The organism is Anabaenopsis arnoldii (genome assembly GCF_028331025.1).
Lineage (GTDB): Bacteria > Cyanobacteriota > Cyanobacteriia > Cyanobacteriales > Nostocaceae > Anabaenopsis > Anabaenopsis arnoldii.
The window spans coordinates 17,701-36,983 of record NZ_JAQMUH010000106.1 but is presented as its reverse complement, the minus strand read 5'-3'; the positions used below and the strand labels follow the sequence as shown (position 1 = coordinate 36,983).

Sequence of the window (19,283 nt, the reverse complement as noted above, 5' to 3'; positions counted from 1 at the left end):
TAAACATACTGGGTGTTGCTCTAGTTTTTTTATCCTTTTTTTTCCTTAAATCTTAAATATTTATGTTTAAACGGAGAATCCCTTTGGCTTGGCGACAATTAATGAAGCAAAAGGGGCGGTTTTTAGTCGCTATTTGTGGTATTACTTTCGCTGATTTTTTGATGTTGATGCAGTTGGGCTTTCAGTCGGCTTTATATGATAGTAATACCAGATTTCATGAAGTTTTACAAGCGGATTTAGTCTTGGTTAGTCGCCAAGGGCAAAACTTAGGGCTTCTGAGTAGTTTTCCTCGTCGCCGTTTGTTTCAAGCTGCTAATTTGTCGGAGGTTGAGTCGGTTAATCCTGTCTATGTTCGTTTAGGTGTTTGGAAGAGTCCCCAAACTAAGTTAGATGAGTCAATTTTAGTGATTGGTTTTAATCCGGAAAACCCGGCTTTTAATTTACCGGAAGTCAATCAACAATTGGCTACGATTAAATATCCTCATACTCTATTATTTGACCGCAATTCTAGCGGAAAATATCAACAAGCGATCGCCCAAATATCTCAAGGTCAACCCGTCATCACAGAATTACAAGGGCGTAGGGTGCAAATTCAGGGTTTGTATGAGGTGGGCGCTTCTTTTGTGGCCAATGGTAGTGTCATCACTAGTGACCAGAACTATTTACGGATTTTTTCGGGACAAAAACCTGGTCAAGTTAACTTAGGTTTAATCAACCTCAAACCTGGTAGCAATGCTGATTTAGTCGCCAAAGCCTTAGAGTCCTACCTGAGTGATGATGTCCGAGTTTTCACCCATCAAGAATTTATTGATTTTGAAAAGCAATATTGGCGAGAAAATGGGGCGATTGGTTTTATTTTTTCCCTGGGTGTTACCATTGGCTTTTTAGTGGGTGTGATTATTGTTTATCAAATTATTTATAGTGATGTTATGGATCACTTGCCGGAATATGCCACACTTAAGGCTATGGGTTATCGCAATATATATTTAATGTTTGTTGTTCTTCAGGAAACATTAATATTAGCTATATGCGGTTTTATTCCCGGTGGTTTAGTATCGTTTTTTATGTATAATTTTACCCGTAATATTACTAAATTACCATTATTTCTCACCCCTGAGAGACTCATTTTTGTACTGTTATTAACAGTGAGCATGTGTTTAATCTCCGGTGCGATCGCCATGGGTAAATTAAAGTCAGCAGATCCAGCCGATATTTTTTAAACAAGAATCAATCTATAATTATAAAACTATTCAGGCACTATTGGCATACCATCTTTTAGATTCAAAACGCCTGAAGTAACAATTTTATCTTCTGATTGTAATCCTGCCAAAACTTGGTAATGATCATCTCTAATATTACCTAATTGCACCCGTCTTTGGCGAGCTATAAGTTGAGATATCCCTTGTGGTGATTCCTCTGTTGTCATCACATAGACAAAAGTTTCCCCACCTACGCGAAACACTGATTTGGTAGGGATTAATACCCCAGAACGCTGATTCCAAATCACTCTCGCCTGTACTAATTGATCAGGTCGTAACTGACCTTCGGAATTATTAAACAGTGCTTTAACCAAAACTTCTCGCCGCTCATTTTTAGCATCAGGAGTAATTGCAGATATTTTACTACTACTTATCACCTCAGCTTGTGGATTCAACACTTCCACGGCCATTCCCTGACGTAATTGGGTGCTTTGTTCCACCGGGACAAAAATATGCAGTTCTAAGGGTTGATTTTGAGAAACAGTAACTAGTGGTGTAGAAGTATTGACTAAATCACCTACTCTCACAGAAATATTACCAACTGTACCGCTAAAAGGTGCTGTAATTGTATAACTCTGGGGGTGGAGTCGTTGGCTGCGAATCTCGGACTGGGTTTGTTGCAAGGTTTTTTCAGCTTGTGAGATAGTCAGTTGCTCTCCTTGAATCTGAGCATTAATCGCCCCAAGATCAGCCTTAGTTGTAGCCACCCGATTAGCATACTGATTTCGCGCACGTCGAGAGATAGCTCCCTGGGTTGCTAGGTAAGCATACTTTTGATAATCCTCTTCGTGCAATTGTAAATCAGCAACTTGAGATTGGCGTGCTGCTTCCAGAGACTCAAGTTTAGCACGGGCATTTTCCCGTTGTAATACAGCAGCTTGATAAGTAGCATTAAGCTCAATTGTTGCTGGTCTAGAATCTACTTGGATAATTGCCGTTCTGGCTGTAACTTGATCCCCTGGTTTGAGAAATATTTGGGTAACTTGTCCGGGAATTTTCGACTTGATCTCTACCGAACGCCCAGACTTTAAGCTAGCAACAAAATTTGAACTTTCATCGACTATACCAGAGCGTACTGTTAACACCTTGACCCTGACGCCGGGAGTTTTAATATTAGTAGGTACTGCTTGATATGTAGGAGTAAAAACACGCCAAAATATAGCGCTACCACCTGCAATAATTAGTATAGAAGCTAACAATAATCCCTGCCATCTTCTTTCTGGCAACCTTGGCTGATATGACTTTGGCGAATGATTATCTCCAAAATTATTTGGCGGCTCAGGCAATGTCATGGCTAACTAAATATAAATAACTCAATAGTAAGTCATGATTCGATATTTTGCCATCATAACCATTCATTTAGTATCATACTTACTTAAAAATTTTGTGTCATATATTTTAATATAATCTTGAATCAATTATCTCTAAATCTATCCCAGGTTCAATAATTAACAAGATTATTAAGCCCTCCCCTAGTTCAGGAGAGGGTGGGGCTGAGGGTTGATAAATCCTCAGAAAAACAGATTAATACAACCGAATATTAGTAATATTCCCTTGTATCTGTGTTCTTACGAATTACAAATTATAAATTACTCATCCCCTTGGCAAATAGCCCAGAAATAAAAGGTAAGATATCCCGGCGTTTGGCGTTAGCTTTACCTTCAGTAAATACAACTAAGATGTAGGGAAGCTGTTCTGATAACTCAATATAAGCTGCGTCATGACGAACTTGACTTGTCCAACCGGCTTTTGACCAAATTTGAGTATTTTGGGGAAGTCCACCCCCCAAGAAACCTGTTACCTGATCCTCTTCCACATCGGTGGGTAAATGATTGGGGTTAAGACTACGTTTGAGCAAATTCATCATGGCTTGCGATCGCTTACTAGACACTGCCACCCCACCTACAATAGTATGAATTAACTTAGCCGTGGCATTAGTGGTCACCATATTGCGATTATCAAGCATTTCCCCATAAAATGCTCGTTCCCTACCATAGGGACCATCACCCCAAGTTTTTTGACAAATATTAATTGTCTCCAACTCTTCCCAACCCAAAGACTGGTAATAGCGGTTAATAATATGACGTTGATATTTCCAAGTTTCAAAGGGTGCGCTTGGTAACTCTGGACCGGAAGTAGTGCCACTCAGGACATCTACAATTAAGCTAGTAGCATCATTGCTAGAGTCCACAATCATATCAGTTAAGGCGCGTTCCAACTCCTGACAGGGTGGGGTCATACCTTTTTCCAGCCATTCGTGGACAGCGACTAAATAAAACAATTTGACCACGCTAGCGGGATAAATTCGCTCCACCCCCCTATAAGTAAAACCACGGGGTATATGGCTCCAAAAAGCATCAGGAGTCAAAGCACCACCAGTATTTACAGGTACTGGAGGATCATAAACAATCCAAGTTATAGCCACTTGGTTACGGGCTAAACTGGGAAATGTTGCCCAAGTTGCCTCTAAAATATCATTACCAAGATTTTCGAGTTGTTCGTCTTTTCTAAAGAAAATCATTGCAGAATGCTCTCTAATTCAGAATCCCCAATCCTCAAGACATCGGCTCAAGAATACCAGTGTATTGCTAATTTGAATTTATATGATTCTCCTGAATGTATAAGCCTGAGCACTCAAGCAGCTACAGGGCGACATTTGCGGGTCACATTAAATCATCAGTTCTCAGCATTTGAGGTGTATTTATGTGAAGATGACTATCCAGGGTGGGTATCTTGTGCCGACTTGGATATATTACAACCTGCTACCACACTTTATCAGGCCAAATCATTTTCCCAGTCTGAGATCACAAAATTACTCCCTGATGTGATTAATTTTACCCAAAAATCCATGGAACAGTCTAATTATTATCTGTGGGGTGGTACAGTCGGTCCGAATTACGACTGTTCCGGGTTAATGCAGGCGGCGTTTTTGTCGGTAGGCGTTTGGTTACCCAGAGATGCTTATCAACAGGAAGCTTTTACCCAGAAAATTCATATAAATGAATTACAACCAGGGGATTTAGTTTTTTTTGGAACTGTAAAAAAAGCCACTCATGTAGGGCTATATTTAGGCGATAATTCTTACATTCATAGTTCGGGAAAAGACCAGGGACGCAATGGTATTGGCATTGATATTCTCTCGGAACAGGGGGATAGGGTAAGTCAGTCATATTATCACCAGCTGCGGGGTGCAGGTCGGGTGATTCAGAGTTATCAACCACACAGAAACTAAGGACGTTAATATGAGGAGTGGCTTAATTTCCCAGGGTTTAAATCAGGAAAATGGTTCAAGTGGGGTAGTTGTCCCCGATGTTTCGGTGGTAGTACCAGTGCGGGATGAGGTGGAAAGTTTACCACTTTTGCTCGCAGCGATCGCTACTAGTGTCAGCGCCAGTAATTTCAGTTATGAAATCATTTGCGTGGATGATGGTTCTACAGACGGATCGGCGGAATTTCTCAAGTCACAAGCCCACATCCGTAGTGATTTAAAAGCGGTGCTATTACGGCGAAATTACGGACAAACTGCGGCAATGGCCGCTGGGTTTAATTATGCGATCGGTAAAGTGATTGTCACATTGGATGCTGATTTGCAAAATGATCCGGCGGATATCCCCTTATTACTAGCTAAATTGACAGAAGGCTATGATTTAGTGAGTGGTTGGCGACATCAACGCCAAGATGCTCTAGTTTCCCGCCTAATTCCTTCTCAAGTTGCTAATTGGCTGATTGGTAAGGTGACGGAAGTCAAGTTACATGATTATGGTTGTTCCCTCAAGGCTTATCGGTCGGAGCTTGTAGCTGATATGAATCTCTACGGGGAACTGCACCGATTTTTACCGGCTTTGGCTTACATTGAGGGGGCGCGAATTACTGAAATTCCCGTACGTCATCATGCGCGGCGTTTTGGCCGCAGTAAGTATGGTATTTGGCGCACCTTTCGCGTCATGATGGATTTGTTAACTATTTACTTCATGAAGAAGTTTCTCACCCGTCCCATGCACGTTTTCGGGTTGCTGGGATTGGGATCTATAGTTACAGGTATGCTGCTGGGTATTTACTTGAGTTTTATTAAATTGGCTTTAGGGGAGTCAATTGGTAGTCGCCCTTTGTTAATTTTGGCGGTGCTGCTGTTAGTCACTGGGATGCAGTTGTTTTGCTTTGGTCTGTTGGCTGAGTTATTGATGCGTACTTACCATGAATCCCAAGGTCGTCCCATCTATCGGGTGCGGGAAGTAGTAGCCAAAAATGTTAAGTAACGTAACAATATGAGAAACACTCTGGAACTAAACTGACATTTATTTTGAAAGCTATTCAGACCTTAGACAGCCAACTTAGACGTAACCTGCTGATTTTGTTTACCGCAGGTTTATTATTCTGGTCTAGCATTGCCTCATTATTACCCACTCTGCCCCTATATATCGAAGATATTGGCGCTACCAGTCAAGAGATTGGCATTGTTATGGGCAGTTTTGCCATCGGGATGCTACTATTTCGCCCTTGGTGTAGTAGTTTAGCAGACCGTCGGGGTCGTAAGATTGTGTTGCTCATTGGGATGTCAGCAGTGGCTATTGCACCTCTGGGTTATGTGTTAGCAAAGTCAATTATCCCATTAATGGTGTTACGCGCCTTTCACGGTATCAGTATTGCCGCTTTTGGTACTGCTTATGTAGCATTGGTGGGAGATTTAGCCCCTCCTCACAATCGCGGTGAGGTGATTGGCTACATGAGTTTAGTCAATCCCCTTGGTGTGGCTATTGGGCCAGCTATGGGGGGATATTTACAAGCTGCTGCTGGTTATACTCCCTTATTTCTGTTGTCCGCGGCTTTGGGTTTTGCGGGAATGTTATGTATTGTCCCCCTGGGGAATCCATCTGTGGCTCACCAGCTGGACAATAACCCTGAAAATAATCTATTCTGGCGATTATTATGGGCTCCTCGTGTGCGTGTTCCGGCAATAGTCATGCTGTTGATTGGTATGGTTTTAGGAACTTTACATACTTTTGTGCCATTATTTATCAAATCCACTAATGTAGATTTGAACCCAGGACTATTTTACACAGTAGCGGCGATCGCCAGTTTTAATGTCAGGCTATTTATTGGCCGCGCTTCTGATAAATATGGACGGGGTTTATTTATCACCCTGAGCTTAATTGCCTTCACCTTAGCCATGGTGGGTATATGGCGAGCTAACAGCGCCCCTATTTTCTTACTCTCAGCATTTGTCCAAGGTGCTGCTTCGGGAACTGTAATTCCCATGATGGCGGCGATGATGACAGACCGCGCCCAACCCCACGAACGCGGGCGGATATTTGGCGTCTCTTTAGTAGGATTAGATGTTGGTATTGGGGTCGCGGGTCCGGTTCTGGGTGTCATTGCTGAACAAGTAGGTTACCGCCAGATGTTTGGTTATGGTGCTGCTTTGACTTTTCTAGCCATGATTATATTTCTCACCCAGTCCAGTCATAACCTGAATAATTCTCTCCGCTTTGCCTTGGGGCGTGGTGAAGATAGTTACGCATTAGATAGATAATTCCAAGTATAGGAAAAGGCAAAAGTGATTTTTAAAAGTAAAAATCATTTCTGCCTTTCTTAACGGGCGAGGAGGGATTCGAACCCCCGACACCGTGGTCCGTAGCCACGTGCTCTAGTCCGCTGAGCTACACACCCTTACAACAAAATAATCTTAACACTACTATGAAAATAATGCAAGGCCATTTTTTATTTAATTCTGCCGAACTAACACACCTGAATCATGAGGGGTAAGCACAGATGGTGAATGTGTCTGCTAAAGTTGAGTAAGTACATGGCTCAAGTCTCAAATAAATCCTTATGCCTCCTCGTTGGCCTCGCAAACCCGACCGCAAAGATCCAGATTTCCGCAAGTTAGATGACCGGATGAATTTTGCTGTCCATGTAGCATTGACTACGGCTGTTAATTCCGGTTTATGGTTTGTCCACAACTTAAAATCGGCCACCTGGGAATGGCTACCCTGGTTAACCGCAGGTTGGATATTAGTATTGTTGGTGCATCTGATTTATATTAGTGCGATCGCCAACTATAGCGAAACTCCACCCAAATCTACCTGAAGATTGATTATTGCGGCTAGGGGGATTGTAACCTGTGGTGGTAGATCCCAATACATAATTGTGCGATCATGTGAGAAACCCTGACATTTAACGCTCTTTGTTGATATAAGGTGATTTTTATGGCTACAACCAACACCGCTGAAATACTGGAAGCCCTAGCTGCTGAAATTGGCGAAGCGGTATATATAGATATTGCCAAATGGCATCTTTATTTATCTGATGCGAAACTGCATACTGTAGTTGCTGAACAGATGTATCCCTTAATTACTTCCCAGACTGTCAATGAAGACACTGTTATAGCAGTATTAACATCTATCCCAGTCAAAATTGGCGGTGGGAGGAAAGAATTACCTTTAAATGATCTCCTCCCACTACAATGTCAAGTCAACTTGGTAGATATTTTAGAGAAATATCAACGCCAGATTTAAGTTCCGCTCGGTTGAGGTGAGGCGGTATATCTTCCCCAACAAAAAGATGAGGGGTATTTTCCATTGTACCTTCAAATTTATTGAGGTGATGAATATGTTTTTACAACTCAAAGATTCAGGTGATATTATTAAGGTCCTTGATTTTCAGGAATTAATTGATCCTAATAGTCGGATTATCCGCGCCCAAGACCAATTAGGTCAAGAAGAACAAGAACCGGAAACCTATCAAAAACAGAATCTTGTATTTCCCTCTGGTGAAAGCCTACCGCTTTGTTGGGTTGATCCCAATTATCGACATCCTCAACTTTGCACCTCTGCTCACTAACTCTAATTACTGGAAGAAACCGCTGGTTCTCCCATATCCTTAGTCTGTGAATTGGGGAAAAATGCCCTAGTGATCCAGTAGGTGACTATATGAGATAATAAACCTAGAGGTCCAGCAAACAAACATAAAGCCAGAGAATGAATTGTCCAGATACCTGTTTTCTGACCCTCTAAATATATCCAACGACCTACAAATAAATCCATGACCAGGAAATGAATCCATCCTGTTGCAGCTGCTGTTTCATTAGTAAAAAATCGCGCAATATCTGCTAACTGGGGATTAGATAAAGCGGCAGCATTTTCTGGGGTAATACTATTGACAAACAGATACAAATATGCACTAGCTAAAACTACAAAAGGTAGATATGATCCCATTACCCACCGTGTAAATTTCCAGTTAGGTAAGAAAATCATTAACGCCCAAAAGGGTAAAACGAAAATATTGGCAATGTCAAATAGTTGAGAGATGTTCATACAATTAGGGGTGATTATAAAGCTACTAATTGGGATGCTATTTCCGCAGGTTTCAAATCACGACCAATGAAAACTAAACTGGTTTGTTTAGGTTCTTGGACTTTCCAGGGGCGATCGTAGAATTTGTCAAACCGCGTTCCTACACCTTGCATTACTAAGCGCATAGATTTATTCGGTACGGAGACAAAGCCTTTAATCCGATAGATTTCTTGTTGATGTGCTAGTTGTTGCAGTTGCTGTTGTAGCTTTTCTGGGTCAAAGCTCCGGTCTAATACTACGTGAGTTGAGGTAATTTCTTCGTCGTGTTCGTGGTCTTCCTCCGTGTCGTGATGACTGGGACGACTATCTAAATTATCTTCAACTGCGGCTTGAAATCCCAGTAAGATGGAAGCATCCACTTGACCGCGATCGCTTTCCACAATCTTCACCACTCTGGGTAACTCTTGCTTAATTAGTTCCTCAACTTCCAGCTTTGTCTCCAGATCCACTAAATCAGTTTTATTCAACACCACCAAATCTGCACAGGCCAATTGGTCCTCAAACAGTTCTTGTAAGGGTGTTTCATGTTCTAGGCTATCATCTGCTTGGCGTTGAGCAGCTATAGCCTCCGGGTCGCTAGCAAATGTACCTGATGCTACCGCCGCACAGTCTACCACGGTAATTACTGCATCCACTGTAGCAGCGGCGCGAATTTCTTGCCAGCGAAAGGCTTTAACTAAAGGTTTCGGTAAAGCTAAACCAGAAGTTTCAATCAAAATACAGTCAATGCTATCTCGTCGCTTAATTAACTGCTGCATCGTGGGATAAAACTCTTCTTGCACAGTACAGCATAAGCAGCCGTTAGTTAACTCAAAGATATTACTCCCCTGTTCCCCATCTTCAGGGCAAATCTCACAGGATTTTAACAACTCACCATCAATACCCAGTTCCCCAAACTCATTGACTAACACCGCAATACGGCGACCTTGGTTGTTTTGTAGTAGGTGGCGAATTAGGCTAGTCTTACCACTGCCTAAAAAACCTGTAATCACTGTTACTGGTATTTTACCGGACATTATATACTACCTTTACTCCCTGCGCGACAAAAATTATATACTCATGATAAACTGGAACTTAGACTAAATTTTTACATAGTTGACATTACTTCGAGTATTTCATGTGTAATTATACTATCAAAATCACCAGGGCTGTTATTCGGCATATCCTCAAGTTACATAATTATTTTGAGGATATAGCAAGAGTCTTGACAGACCTGAGTCAGGGAAACCTGGGAGATACAAAAAAATTACGGGGATACAGATACAGAACAGGTGATTTATGGCGCACTAAAAGAGGTGATATTAGAGTTATTTGGAGGAGATATATTGAAAATAATCATGAAATTATTTTAGTAATCGCAGCGGGGTTAAGACGTGATATTTATCAAAATATTTATAAAAAAATCCGCCGCGATGTAAATACAGAAGGTGCAATCACACCAGCTGAGTTACTGGGAATTGAAGAAACACGTTTAGAGCATCTCCCCACTTACCAATTTGATCATAAACGAGTTACTTCTTGGTATGAGTTTGTTTATGGTGGTTACTTGTATTCACCTCTTCTTACTCGTGAGCAACAAGCAATTTATAAGCAATTAATAACCTCCGCACCACCAAATCATATTGAAATTAATAGTTTTTTATTACAGAGCGCACCAGGTACAGGTAAAACGGTATGTGCTGCTTTAATAGCTTGTGAATTATTCAAAACAGCAGGTTGGAATGTTGCCTTAATTGTTCCCGAAGCTTTACGCTCTGATCTGGAAAAATTTACTGAGATAAAATCAATTTTACAGGATCAAGATTTAAATTCACAGGAGCAAAGGCCAAATTTTTTCCTAGGTACTTTTAAACAGTGGTTGCAGCAGGCGGAACCAAACACATATGCTCAGATTGCTACGGATGAAGAAGAGTTAACTGCTTTTCACTCTGACAACATCAAATATCGCGATTTGGTGTTATTTAGGGCGTTTGTACTCAATGAACATAATTTAGGCGACCTAAACAATAATAGAACTTACATAGAAAATACAGCGGTAATCCAACAACTAAGAAGAGTTAATATAAACGAATGGAAACAAAGACTAGGAGATAAAAAAACTTGGCTAGATGGGTTAGAAGAAATTACAAAAACTATTCCTCCACCAGAAGGGATTAAAACGCTGTTGATATTTGATGAAGCTCAAGATTATTTAATGGCTGAAATTGAAGCTATCAAAAGAATCTTGTTAAGATGGCATGAACATAACCATTCTCATGTCCTCTGGCTGTTAGGAGATATGAATCAAAGGATTAAACCCACTGGTTTTGATTGGGGACAATTACAACTGAATAGAAGACATAACCTGACATATAATTATCGCAATACCCAGCGTATTTTAGAATTTGCCAATATTTTTCACTCTTTTGCACAAGCAGCTAACTTACAAAACCGCGGAGAACATTTACCTCATCCCAGTGATCCTAAAAACTGTTTTGAAGAGGGTGAACCCGTAAGGATTTTAGAATGCAACTCACCAGAAGAATTATCACAAGTTCTCTCTCGACTCAATCACAGGGTATTAAATCGAGATGATCGCTATCTTCTGCAAAGAATTTCTAGCCGTGTCAAGTTAATCCATCAAGATATTGCTCCAAAATATCAGAATTTACCGGGAATAGATTACCTGAATGTTACCGAAGCTAAAGGGAGGGAGTTTGACGCTTGTGTGGCTTTTTCCGTATTCCAGGGACAAGGAAAACTATCAATGGAAGAAGCAAGTAATTTATATACAATTTTTACTAGACCTCGTTATAGATTACTAATCCTTACCACTACTGATAAAATTGAGCGGATTGGTAGAACCCATTTTAATCAATGTCAGTTTTTCAATTTTTCTAATGCTGATCAACCATTAGCATGGATTACAGAGTTTGGTAATGGAGAACAGGTATCCCAAGATTTCGAGACAATACGTAACCTCATTTATGAACGTTTACGCAGTCAGCCTTTGAGAATTTACTGGGATACCTATGCAGCTTTGAGAGCAGCCAGAGTTGACAATCAAACAGTATTAGAAATTGAGCAGAAAGCTATAGAAATTTTAAGAGCATCTCAAAAGGATAAAATTATTCTGCAAGAATTAACAGAATTAAAACTACTAGAAACTAATAGTTTTTGGAGTCCCATTGATATCGTTCCCCTCAAATGCCTATTATTCAGGGCTTTAGGTAGATACTGGGATGCAGTAGAAGAAATATCCCAATTACAAGACAGAGAACTGGAAGAATATCGCTCTTTAGTCATAGTGAATATTGCAAATGAACTTGAGCAACAAGGACTGATATATGAAGCGGCTAGAGTGAGAATGAGGATTGGTGAAGATATTCCTCAAGATTATCCATTCCGAGATATAATTGCCCATCAACATGGTTCCATTGTATCTGTCCTGTGTCAGGCTGCTATCAACCAAATTTATCAAGGAGAAACCAATGACTAATCATAAAAAACGGACAGATGTAGAAGTTGCTCAACAACTTCTACAACTCACCGAGGTAATTGATAATTCTCTAGACAGAGCCAACGCAATTCTTGAACAAGCCCAACAACTTCAACAACTCACCGAGGTAATTAATAACTCTGTAGAGAGAGCAAACAGAACTCTTGAACAAGCCCAAGAAGTTGATCAACAAGTTCGCACTAGTCGTGATCAACTTATAGAATCTCAAAGCAACGCTAGAGAAATTGGAGATCAACTATCCCAGAAATTACAAGCTGGACAAATTATTGAAACAAATATTCAACAACTTGAAGCTAAACTATCCCATAAATTAGAAGCTGCAGAAAGTTTTAGCCATATTCTCGATGAATTAACGAAAGCAAAAAGAGAACTGGAGGAAATTGGTGTTACCAGTCTTGTGGAACAAGCAATATTAATTTTGGAGGATGTAAATAATGTCAGAGCAGAATCCCAGAAAATCTTACTAACAACACAAAATTATTTAGAGCAATCTCAACAAATTATGCAAGAAAATCTGGCAATATCTGGGGAGAATGCTACAAGGATTAATGAGGCCATCTCACAAATTGATAGATATTATCAAAATATTGACGCTCAAGTATCCCATAACTTAGAAGATTTACAAAGTTTTGGCAATATTCTCAAGGAATTAAAGGAAGCAAAAAGAGAACTGGAGGAAATTGGTGTTACCAGTCTTGTGGAACAAGCAATATTAATTTTGGAGGATGTAAATAATGTCAGAGCAGAATCCCAGAGGATTTTACTAACAACACAAAATTATTTAGAGCAATCTCAACAAATTAAGGAAGACAATCTGGCAATATATGCCGAGAATGCTACAAGGATTAATGAGGCCATCTCACAAATTGATAGATATTATCAAAACATTGAACCTCAACTATCCCAGAAATTACATGATTTACAAACTCTTGAAACCAATATTAGACAACTTGAAGCCCAAGTATTCCACAACTTAGAATATTTACAAAGTTTTAGCAATATTCTACATGAATTAAGGGAAGCAAAAAGAGAACTGGAGGAAATAGGTGTTACCAGTATTGTTGAAGAAGCAAGATTAATTTTGCAGGACGTAAATAATGTCAGAGCAGAATCTGAAAAAATTCAGCAAGAAAATCTGGCAATATATGCTGCTATTGATAGATATAATGAAAATATTGACGATGCCAAAGGTATTTTAACACAACTTGAGTCTATTAAGAGTGAAATAGACGGTATAGGAGGTTTAGACGAAATTAGAAACCTACTGCAACAGGTAGATAATACCCGTGTGGAGTTGACGAATTCAAACGATCAATTGTCATTGTTACAAGGGGAAATAAGCCAGATCCAATATTTGGAGAACTATTTACAAGATTTTGGCAGGGTTCGTAATCATAAACAACTTAGGCAGTTTTTAAGACAGGAGTTAGGATTTATAGGACTGATAGTTTACGTACTTCACTTACTAACTCGTAACAGAAAAAGATAGGTAGTAAAGATAAGGTTTTGGGGCTAATTTCCCTCTGGTTGTCTTCATATACAGAAAACAATCACAGGGACATTACCCCCATATATAGTCACTCCAACTCCAAAAAATTACGACTCAGTAGCTAGTTCAGTGTTACCACGTTGACGACGACGGGTGAGACTATTAAACAGCATCACACCGATGGACTTGATAAAATTACCTTCCAATTAAAAATATCCTCTATCTAGCACTACTTCTACCTGATCATGTCCAGAATCAGGAAAGCATTCATTCAGGTGAAAAATAAATCTTTTAAAACAATCTAAATTAAGAGGATGTTCATCAACATAACTGACATAGGTGTCTCTATTTTCTCTTCTGTCATTAGAATTTCTAAATTTACTTCGTATATCAGATGAAAGTCTTTTTGCTTTTCTGCTGAAGGGGGGACAAAATAAACTAAAAGACCGACTGTATAAGGTTCATAGCTCTTAGACCTTGTTGATAATACTTGCGCTTATTAGGATTTAGTCTCATTAATTGGGCTACCAAAGATTGACAATTATCCATAAGAATGACCCAAGTATAACCATATAGACCAATATAAAAACTGCTATGTCGTCTGGTACTACGGCTCTTTTCTTTAACTCTTCCGACATATTCTTGTACACCCTTGCGTTTAATCTGTTGTCCTTGAATTGTCGCTGATGTGTAGGCAATAGCTATTAACAAAATTAGTGAAATCAACCCTTCTCCCGTGACTTTTGTATCTTCTAAATTATAGCCTACTGTTTTAAAATCTCTAAACATTTCTTCAAGTTAAAAGCGTTGTTTATAAGCTGTAATGGCTGCTCCTAGCTCTGGTAAATCTGTGAGAATCAACCATCCTTATTTTGGTGCTATACCCTTGAGCTTCCGTTTCCATTTACAGGCTAAATTAAAATATCCAAAACCTTTAAGTTTCGTGACTTTAACTCCTGGTAAAAATAATGATAATCCTGGTGCTAAACCCAAATCTTTCAACTCTAACCAAATCTCCGATTCTTTTTTGATAAATTCATTTTTTCTTCACCTTAAACAAAAGCTTAAACCTTGCTGATTCAACCAATTTGCTAATTTTACCGAACAAAATTCTCTATCTCCTAACACACATATTTTATATTTTTTTACTATCGCCAAAATCTCGGTCAACGCTTCTGTTTGTTGTTTGAGATTACTATTTCCTTTTTGCTTCAATAATTCAAAATATATCGGTATTGCTCGTTTGTCCCACACTATGCTTATCATGAATAAATTTATACATGACCATTTAGTCCGGTCTATTACTAGATATATTGTTTCTTTGTTTTCAAAGTATGTCTCTAACCAAACTTCAATTATTGGCAACCATATTTTCTTTATTGTTAATTTTGGTGATGATAAAAATCTTTGTATTTTTTTGCGTCTGCTTTGAAATTTTATGGGTATTGGTAGCGCATTCGCTAAAGTTTCTAAACTCACCTGTTTGATTGATTGTAAAATATCGAGCAGGATTTTTAACAACAGGTATTCTCCTAGACTTAATTGACTTCTGATATAGTTTTGATAAAATGTTGGTATCATTTTCATTAGATAGGTCTTATTGACAATACTTGACCTATCTTTTTCTACCATAAATCGTCACATTCTTGACACTGCCTTGCTTTCAGCCTTGTTTGTCTCCCCTTCAGGTAAACTATATTATCAATGGGTAATACACCTTTGAGAGAGGGATTTTCCTTTTCTATGGCTTCCATCCCTTGATCAACTAATTGCCCAATCCGTGGGTTTTTAGCGTTACCCTGGAAATGTAACCATCGTGCAGGTATGGGAACATAAAATACATTTTCCGCCTTGTATTCGTCCCGATCTTCGGGGTCGGCGTATTCATCCTGTGCTAATTTATCGTAGAGTTCATTAAAAGCATCAGAGATGTACTTAAGGAAAATCAAACCCAAGACAACGTGTTTATACTCAGCAGCATCTAAGTGACCCCGCAATTTATCCGCAGCTTGCCATAATTTCTCTTCAAAGCCCAAGTTAGTGCTACCAGCTTTAGATTTAGTTTGTTTCTTGGCCACTTAGTCCCTCACCCTTTACCTGCTGTTGTCCTGGTTCTGATTGATTAAATCATACCATCAACTTAGTCAGTGATTTTACGTTGATTTTAGTAATACTTATGATTGTAAATCAATCAAGTAACAAACTCAGGGGGGAGTGTCAACAAAAATCTTTGCTCAACTCGCCATAAAACTGGGACGCTCTCACCCCAAATTTTCGGTAGGATGATTCAAGATGCAAAAGAGGCTAGGTAAAAACTAGATATTAGTATTCTCCCTCTTTGTTAGAGATACCTTAATTCCGTCTCTACAGCACTCGACAATATTTCAACAAGTAAGCACACTCCATGCGTATTTCTCTAAATTGGCTGCGGGAACTGGTAGAAATTAAACTGAGTCCAGAAGAATTAGCACAAACCCTGACAATGGCTGGGTTTGAAGTGGAAGAGATCGAAGATCGCCAAACTTGGGCTAATGGCGTGGTTGTGGGTAAAGTGCTTGAGCGTCAACCCCACCCCAACGCTGATAAATTAAGTGTTTGTCAAGTGGATATCGGCGCATCTGAGACTTTAAATATTGTCTGTGGTGCGCCTAATGTCAAGGCGGGTATTTACGTACCAGTGGCTACTACTGGTACTTATTTACCAAATATCGATTTAAAAATTAAGCCGGCAAAGTTGCGCGGTGTCCCTTCTCAAGGTATGATTTGTTCTTTAAAAGAACTGGGCTTACCTAGTGATGTGGATGGAATCCATATTTTCCCCCAGGAAAATCTACCTTTGGGTAGTGATGTGCGTCCGTTATTAGGTCTAGATGATGTAATTTTAGACGTTACTGCTACTGCTAACCGTGCTGATGCTCTGTGTATGGTAGGGATAGCCAGGGAAGTGGCGGCTTTGACTGGCGGTAAGTTAAGTATACCTCAACCTGAGACTACATCAGTATCCAGGGGTGCTAGTAATTTAAAATTAAAAGTTGCTGATACCCAGGCTTGCCCTGCTTATATTGGTACTGTAGTTGCACAACTGAAAATTGCCCCTTCTCCTGATTGGTTGCAACAGCGTTTACGGGCGGCTGGGGTAAGACCTATAAATAATGTTGTGGATATTACTAACTATGTTTTATGGGAATGGGGACAACCACTACACGCCTTTGACAAAGACCGTTTACAATCTGTTGGGGGCGGTGAGGGTCTGACTGTTGGTGTTCGCTTTGCTACTGCTGGGGAATCTTTGAAAACCCTGGATGGGGTAACGCGCAAATTGTCAAGCCAAAATTTGTTAATTACTGTTAACAATACACCGGTTGCGCTGGCGGGTGTGATGGGTGGAGAGGAAACAGAAGTCTATGACGGTACTCACAGTATTGTTTTAGAAGCTGCTTTGTTTGATTCTGTGGTTATTCGTCGTTCTGCTCGGAGTGTGGGGTTAAGAAGTGAGGCTTCGGGAAGATATGAACGGGGTGTTAATAGGGCTGAGTTAGAAATAGCTTGTAACCGTGCTTTATCTCTGATGAGTGAATTAGCTGGTGGGGTGATTGTCCAACAGGAAATTGCTGACACTCGCCCAGACCCATCTACTTGGAGTCGTTCTATATCTCTACGTCTTGACCGAGTTAATCAGGTGCTCGGTCCTGTGGATTTGGGAGAGGATACCGGAGAAATTACCGCCGCTGATGTGGAACGCATTCTGTCTGCTTTGGGATGTAACCTAACTTCTACGGGTGAACAAACTTGGAGGGTGACAGTACCGCCCTATCGTTACCGTGATTTAGAACGGGAAATTGATTTGATTGAGGAGTTAGCCCGTCTCTATGGCTATGACAATTTTTGTGATACTCTGCCAGAAAAGTCGGAGGCTGGTTATTTACCCGTAGATCAAGAGTTAATCCGGAAGTTACGCGCTATTCTCAGGGCGGAAGGATTAACTGAAGTGATGCATTATTCTTTGGTCAAACCAGGGGATGATAGACAAATTGTTTTAAGTAATCCCTTGTTTGGGGAATATTCGGCACTGCGAACTGATTTGATATCCGGTTTGATTGATGCTTTTCAATACAATTTAGAGCAAGGAAATGGTTCTCTGAATGGTTTTGACATGGGGCGCATTTTCTGGGAAGAAGAAGATGGTTTGGAAGAAACCGATGCGATCGCTGGTATTATGGGAGGGGACAGGTTTTTGGGTAAGTGGTCAAAAGGCGGTCGTGAACAACCTATGACCTGGTTTGATGCCAAAGGTATTTTGGAAAGTGTTTTTAATGCACTCAATTTAAAGGTAGAGTATCAACCAGATTGTCGCGATCAGCGTTTACACCCAGGACGCACTGCTTCTTTGTGGGTGGGTGGTAACAGACTGGGTATATTTGGGCAACTTCATCCCCAATTACGACAGGAGCGGGGTTTACCTGATTCTGTCTATGTGTTCCAGCTAGATGTTAATGTGTTGTTGGATGCCATTGATCAAGATGAAATTCTCATTCCCACTTTTGTGGCTTATTCTACCTATCCAGCGAGCGATCGCGATATTGCATTCTACGCACCTGTAAACGTCTCGGTGGCAGAAATTGAAAAATCTATTCACAAAGCCGCAAAGGGACTGCTGGAATCTGTAGAATTGTTTGATGAATATCGTGGTGAAAATGTCCCCCCAGGACAACGGAGTTTAGCTTTTCGTCTAGTATATCGAGGGAGCGATCGCACTCTTACTGATACTGAAGTTGAGCCTGTACATAATAAGGTTCGTGAAGCTTTAGTGGAGAAATTTGGCGTTAGTCTCAGAAGTTAATTAACAGTGATTGGAGGTTTTGACCATCAAAATCTCCAATCTTGAAATTCAAGAATTGCCCATCTTAACTGTCTCAGATATATAGTAGAATCTTGGGAAAGAAGTATATTTTCAAGATAAAAAAACAGTAATTATGCCGAAATACATCATGTGGGGAACTTACTGCGAAAACGTTTTGGAAAAACGGGATCCCTATCGTCAAGACCACTTAGATGGGTTAGCAAAACAAAAAGCATCAGGTTTACTGATTACTCTCGGTCCGACCAAGGATACTACTAAAGTGTTTGGAATTTACGAAGCTGAAGACGAAGCAACTGTGCGCCAATTAGTGGAAAATGACCCCTACTGGAAAAATGGCATCTGGACTGAATATTTTGTGAAAGAGTGGATTCAAGCCTTTTGAATAATTATAAGGTGCGTTGACGAACGCGTAACGCACCGAGAAATTTTCTGTTACGGCTAGTCTAATTCACTCCCTCTAACTCTCACAGCTTCGGATACCTATTGAACATTTACCTCAACTGGACTGGCTTCATTAGTGAGTTTATTAGCCTTTTAAAGCTTTTCTAAAATTGCGCCGATATGACTTATTGGCAATAAATAAAGCTGGCCATAACAATGATAAACTCAGGCGATTAGATAAAGTTTGACTGAAATTAGTTCGTTCAAAGCCATTCCATAACTTCCAAACACCACCCACATAAACCACTATTAAGCCAAAAATAATTAACTTGATCATTGTCATCGACTCCGTTATTGACACTTAAAATCTGTAATCTATGATACTTACTCTCGGCAAGTTCATATTTTACAGCTAGTTAACATTGAGCAAAATGAAGTACCT

At 40.0% G+C, this 19,283-nt stretch carries 17 protein-coding genes, 1 tRNA gene and 3 pseudogenes; 11 read left to right on the top strand and 10 right to left on the bottom strand.

The genetic code is table 11. The features are described 5' to 3' along the window. Positions 1-62 precede the first annotated feature (62 nt). Entirely contained in the window at positions 63-1,220 is a 1,158-nt protein-coding gene (devC, locus tag PN457_RS09845; protein WP_271733037.1) for an ABC transporter permease DevC, read from the top strand. 26 nt (positions 1,221-1,246) lie between these two features. Here devC and PN457_RS09840 read toward each other — a convergent pair whose 3' ends face one another. Both PN457_RS09840 and PN457_RS09835 read right to left on the bottom strand, forming a co-directional pair. After that, positions 1,247-2,551 carry an efflux RND transporter periplasmic adaptor subunit gene (locus PN457_RS09840; RefSeq protein ID WP_271733035.1) on the bottom strand — a complete coding sequence of 435 codons (1,305 nt, stop codon included), beginning with the start codon at positions 2,549-2,551 and terminating at the stop codon, positions 1,247-1,249. 290 nt (positions 2,552-2,841) lie between these two features. Then, positions 2,842-3,780, bottom strand: coding sequence for a serine hydrolase (locus PN457_RS09835; RefSeq protein ID WP_271733033.1), 939 nt, complete (start codon positions 3,778-3,780; stop codon positions 2,842-2,844). A gap of 6 nt (positions 3,781-3,786) precedes the next feature. Here PN457_RS09835 and PN457_RS09830 point away from each other — a divergent pair, with 6 nt between their 5' ends. The 3 genes from PN457_RS09830 to PN457_RS09820 are packed head-to-tail and all read left to right on the top strand — an operon-like array spanning position 3,787 to position 6,789. After that, positions 3,787-4,491, top strand: coding sequence for a C40 family peptidase (locus tag PN457_RS09830; RefSeq protein WP_271733031.1), 705 nt, complete (start codon positions 3,787-3,789; stop codon positions 4,489-4,491). A 10-nt stretch (positions 4,492-4,501) separates the two neighbouring features. Further along, entirely contained in the window at positions 4,502-5,515 is a 1,014-nt protein-coding gene (locus PN457_RS09825; RefSeq protein WP_271733028.1) for a glycosyltransferase family 2 protein, read from the top strand. Positions 5,516-5,559: 44 nt separating this feature from the next. Then, entirely contained in the window at positions 5,560-6,789 is a 1,230-nt protein-coding gene (locus PN457_RS09820) for an MFS transporter (RefSeq protein WP_271733026.1), read from the top strand. 63 nt (positions 6,790-6,852) lie between these two features. Here PN457_RS09820 and PN457_RS09815 read toward each other — a convergent pair. Next, positions 6,853-6,926 (bottom strand) — tRNA-Arg (locus PN457_RS09815). 162 nt (positions 6,927-7,088) lie between these two features. On the opposite strand from PN457_RS09815, the gene PN457_RS09810 reads away from it, so the two are divergent. From PN457_RS09810 to PN457_RS09800, 3 genes are all read left to right on the top strand, one after another. Continuing rightward, positions 7,089-7,346 carry a 2TM domain-containing protein gene (locus PN457_RS09810; protein WP_271733024.1) on the top strand — a complete coding sequence of 86 codons (258 nt, stop codon included), beginning with the start codon at positions 7,089-7,091 and terminating at the stop codon, positions 7,344-7,346. A 119-nt stretch (positions 7,347-7,465) separates the two neighbouring features. Then, positions 7,466-7,774, top strand: a complete 309-nt coding sequence (locus PN457_RS09805; protein ID WP_271733023.1) for a DUF3181 family protein — start codon at positions 7,466-7,468, stop codon at positions 7,772-7,774. A gap of 94 nt (positions 7,775-7,868) precedes the next feature. Continuing rightward, a complete protein-coding gene (locus PN457_RS09800; protein ID WP_271733022.1) occupies positions 7,869-8,099 on the top strand; it encodes an acetyltransferase in 231 nt (76 codons plus the stop codon). Between the two features lie 2 nt (positions 8,100-8,101). Here the strand turns inward: PN457_RS09800 and PN457_RS09795 are convergent, their stop codons facing one another. Both PN457_RS09795 and cobW read right to left on the bottom strand, forming a co-directional pair. Beyond that, entirely contained in the window at positions 8,102-8,572 is a 471-nt protein-coding gene (locus PN457_RS09795) for an ABA4-like family protein (RefSeq protein WP_271733020.1), read from the bottom strand. 14 nt (positions 8,573-8,586) lie between these two features. Beyond that, positions 8,587-9,627 carry a cobalamin biosynthesis protein CobW gene (gene cobW / locus PN457_RS09790; RefSeq protein WP_271733018.1) on the bottom strand — a complete coding sequence of 347 codons (1,041 nt, stop codon included), beginning with the start codon at positions 9,625-9,627 and terminating at the stop codon, positions 8,587-8,589. Between the two features lie 101 nt (positions 9,628-9,728). Between cobW and PN457_RS09785 the strand changes: the two genes are divergently transcribed. Together PN457_RS09785 and PN457_RS09780 are read left to right on the top strand one after the other, a co-directional pair. After that, on the top strand, positions 9,729-12,089 hold the full coding sequence (locus PN457_RS09785; protein ID WP_271733016.1) for a hypothetical protein: 2,361 nt from the start codon (positions 9,729-9,731) through the stop codon (positions 12,087-12,089). Then, a complete protein-coding gene (locus PN457_RS09780; RefSeq protein WP_271733014.1) occupies positions 12,082-13,599 on the top strand; it encodes a coiled-coil domain-containing protein in 1,518 nt (505 codons plus the stop codon). The genes PN457_RS09785 and PN457_RS09780 overlap by 8 nt, the downstream gene beginning before the upstream one ends. Positions 13,600-13,706: 107 nt before the next feature. On the opposite strand, the pseudogene PN457_RS09775 reads toward PN457_RS09780, so the two are convergent. The 4 genes and pseudogenes from PN457_RS09775 to PN457_RS09765 all read right to left on the bottom strand — a co-directional run. Continuing rightward, positions 13,707-13,805 (bottom strand): annotated as a pseudogene (locus tag PN457_RS09775) (biliverdin-producing heme oxygenase); the annotation flags it as partial. Next, positions 13,806-14,003 (bottom strand): annotated as a pseudogene (locus PN457_RS18410) (Bpu10I family restriction endonuclease); the annotation flags it as partial. 34 nt (positions 14,004-14,037) lie between these two features. After that, positions 14,038-15,180: pseudogene (locus PN457_RS09770) on the bottom strand (IS4 family transposase). A gap of 44 nt (positions 15,181-15,224) precedes the next feature. Then, positions 15,225-15,677 carry a type I restriction-modification system subunit M N-terminal domain-containing protein gene (locus tag PN457_RS09765; protein WP_271733012.1) on the bottom strand — a complete coding sequence of 151 codons (453 nt, stop codon included), beginning with the start codon at positions 15,675-15,677 and terminating at the stop codon, positions 15,225-15,227. 326 nt (positions 15,678-16,003) lie between these two features. On the opposite strand from PN457_RS09765, the gene pheT reads away from it, so the two are divergent. Together pheT and PN457_RS09755 are read left to right on the top strand one after the other, a co-directional pair. After that, on the top strand, positions 16,004-18,439 hold the full coding sequence (gene pheT, locus PN457_RS09760; RefSeq protein ID WP_271733011.1) for a phenylalanine--tRNA ligase subunit beta: 2,436 nt from the start codon (positions 16,004-16,006) through the stop codon (positions 18,437-18,439). Between the two features lie 133 nt (positions 18,440-18,572). Then, a complete protein-coding gene (locus tag PN457_RS09755; RefSeq protein WP_271733010.1) occupies positions 18,573-18,842 on the top strand; it encodes a YciI family protein in 270 nt (89 codons plus the stop codon). Between the two features lie 144 nt (positions 18,843-18,986). Here PN457_RS09755 and PN457_RS09750 read toward each other — a convergent pair whose 3' ends face one another. Then, a complete protein-coding gene (locus PN457_RS09750) occupies positions 18,987-19,178 on the bottom strand; it encodes a hypothetical protein (protein WP_271733008.1) in 192 nt (63 codons plus the stop codon). Between the last annotated feature and the right edge of the window lie 105 nt (positions 19,179-19,283).

What these genes read in the sequence shown, in the direction of transcription:
- devC (WP_271733037.1), top strand. Translation starts at nt 63, where the DNA reads ATGTTTAAACGGAGAATCCCTTTGGCTTGGCGACAATTAATGAAGCAA.
- PN457_RS09840 (WP_271733035.1), bottom strand. Translation starts at nt 2,551, where the DNA reads ATGACATTGCCTGAGCCGCCAAATAATTTTGGAGATAATCATTCGCCA.
- PN457_RS09835 (WP_271733033.1), bottom strand. Translation starts at nt 3,780, where the DNA reads ATGATTTTCTTTAGAAAAGACGAACAACTCGAAAATCTTGGTAATGAT.
- PN457_RS09830 (WP_271733031.1), top strand. Translation starts at nt 3,787, where the DNA reads ATGCTCTCTAATTCAGAATCCCCAATCCTCAAGACATCGGCTCAAGAA.
- PN457_RS09825 (WP_271733028.1), top strand. Translation starts at nt 4,502, where the DNA reads ATGAGGAGTGGCTTAATTTCCCAGGGTTTAAATCAGGAAAATGGTTCA.
- PN457_RS09810 (WP_271733024.1), top strand. Translation starts at nt 7,089, where the DNA reads ATGCCTCCTCGTTGGCCTCGCAAACCCGACCGCAAAGATCCAGATTTC.
- PN457_RS09805 (WP_271733023.1), top strand. Translation starts at nt 7,466, where the DNA reads ATGGCTACAACCAACACCGCTGAAATACTGGAAGCCCTAGCTGCTGAA.
- PN457_RS09800 (WP_271733022.1), top strand. Translation starts at nt 7,869, where the DNA reads ATGTTTTTACAACTCAAAGATTCAGGTGATATTATTAAGGTCCTTGAT.
- PN457_RS09795 (WP_271733020.1), bottom strand. Translation starts at nt 8,572, where the DNA reads ATGAACATCTCTCAACTATTTGACATTGCCAATATTTTCGTTTTACCC.
- cobW (WP_271733018.1), bottom strand. Translation starts at nt 9,627, where the DNA reads ATGTCCGGTAAAATACCAGTAACAGTGATTACAGGTTTTTTAGGCAGT.
- PN457_RS09785 (WP_271733016.1), top strand. Translation starts at nt 9,729, where the DNA reads ATGTGTAATTATACTATCAAAATCACCAGGGCTGTTATTCGGCATATC.
- PN457_RS09780 (WP_271733014.1), top strand. Translation starts at nt 12,082, where the DNA reads ATGACTAATCATAAAAAACGGACAGATGTAGAAGTTGCTCAACAACTT.
- pheT (WP_271733011.1), top strand. Translation starts at nt 16,004, where the DNA reads ATGCGTATTTCTCTAAATTGGCTGCGGGAACTGGTAGAAATTAAACTG.
- PN457_RS09755 (WP_271733010.1), top strand. Translation starts at nt 18,573, where the DNA reads ATGCCGAAATACATCATGTGGGGAACTTACTGCGAAAACGTTTTGGAA.
- PN457_RS09750 (WP_271733008.1), bottom strand. Translation starts at nt 19,178, where the DNA reads ATGATCAAGTTAATTATTTTTGGCTTAATAGTGGTTTATGTGGGTGGT.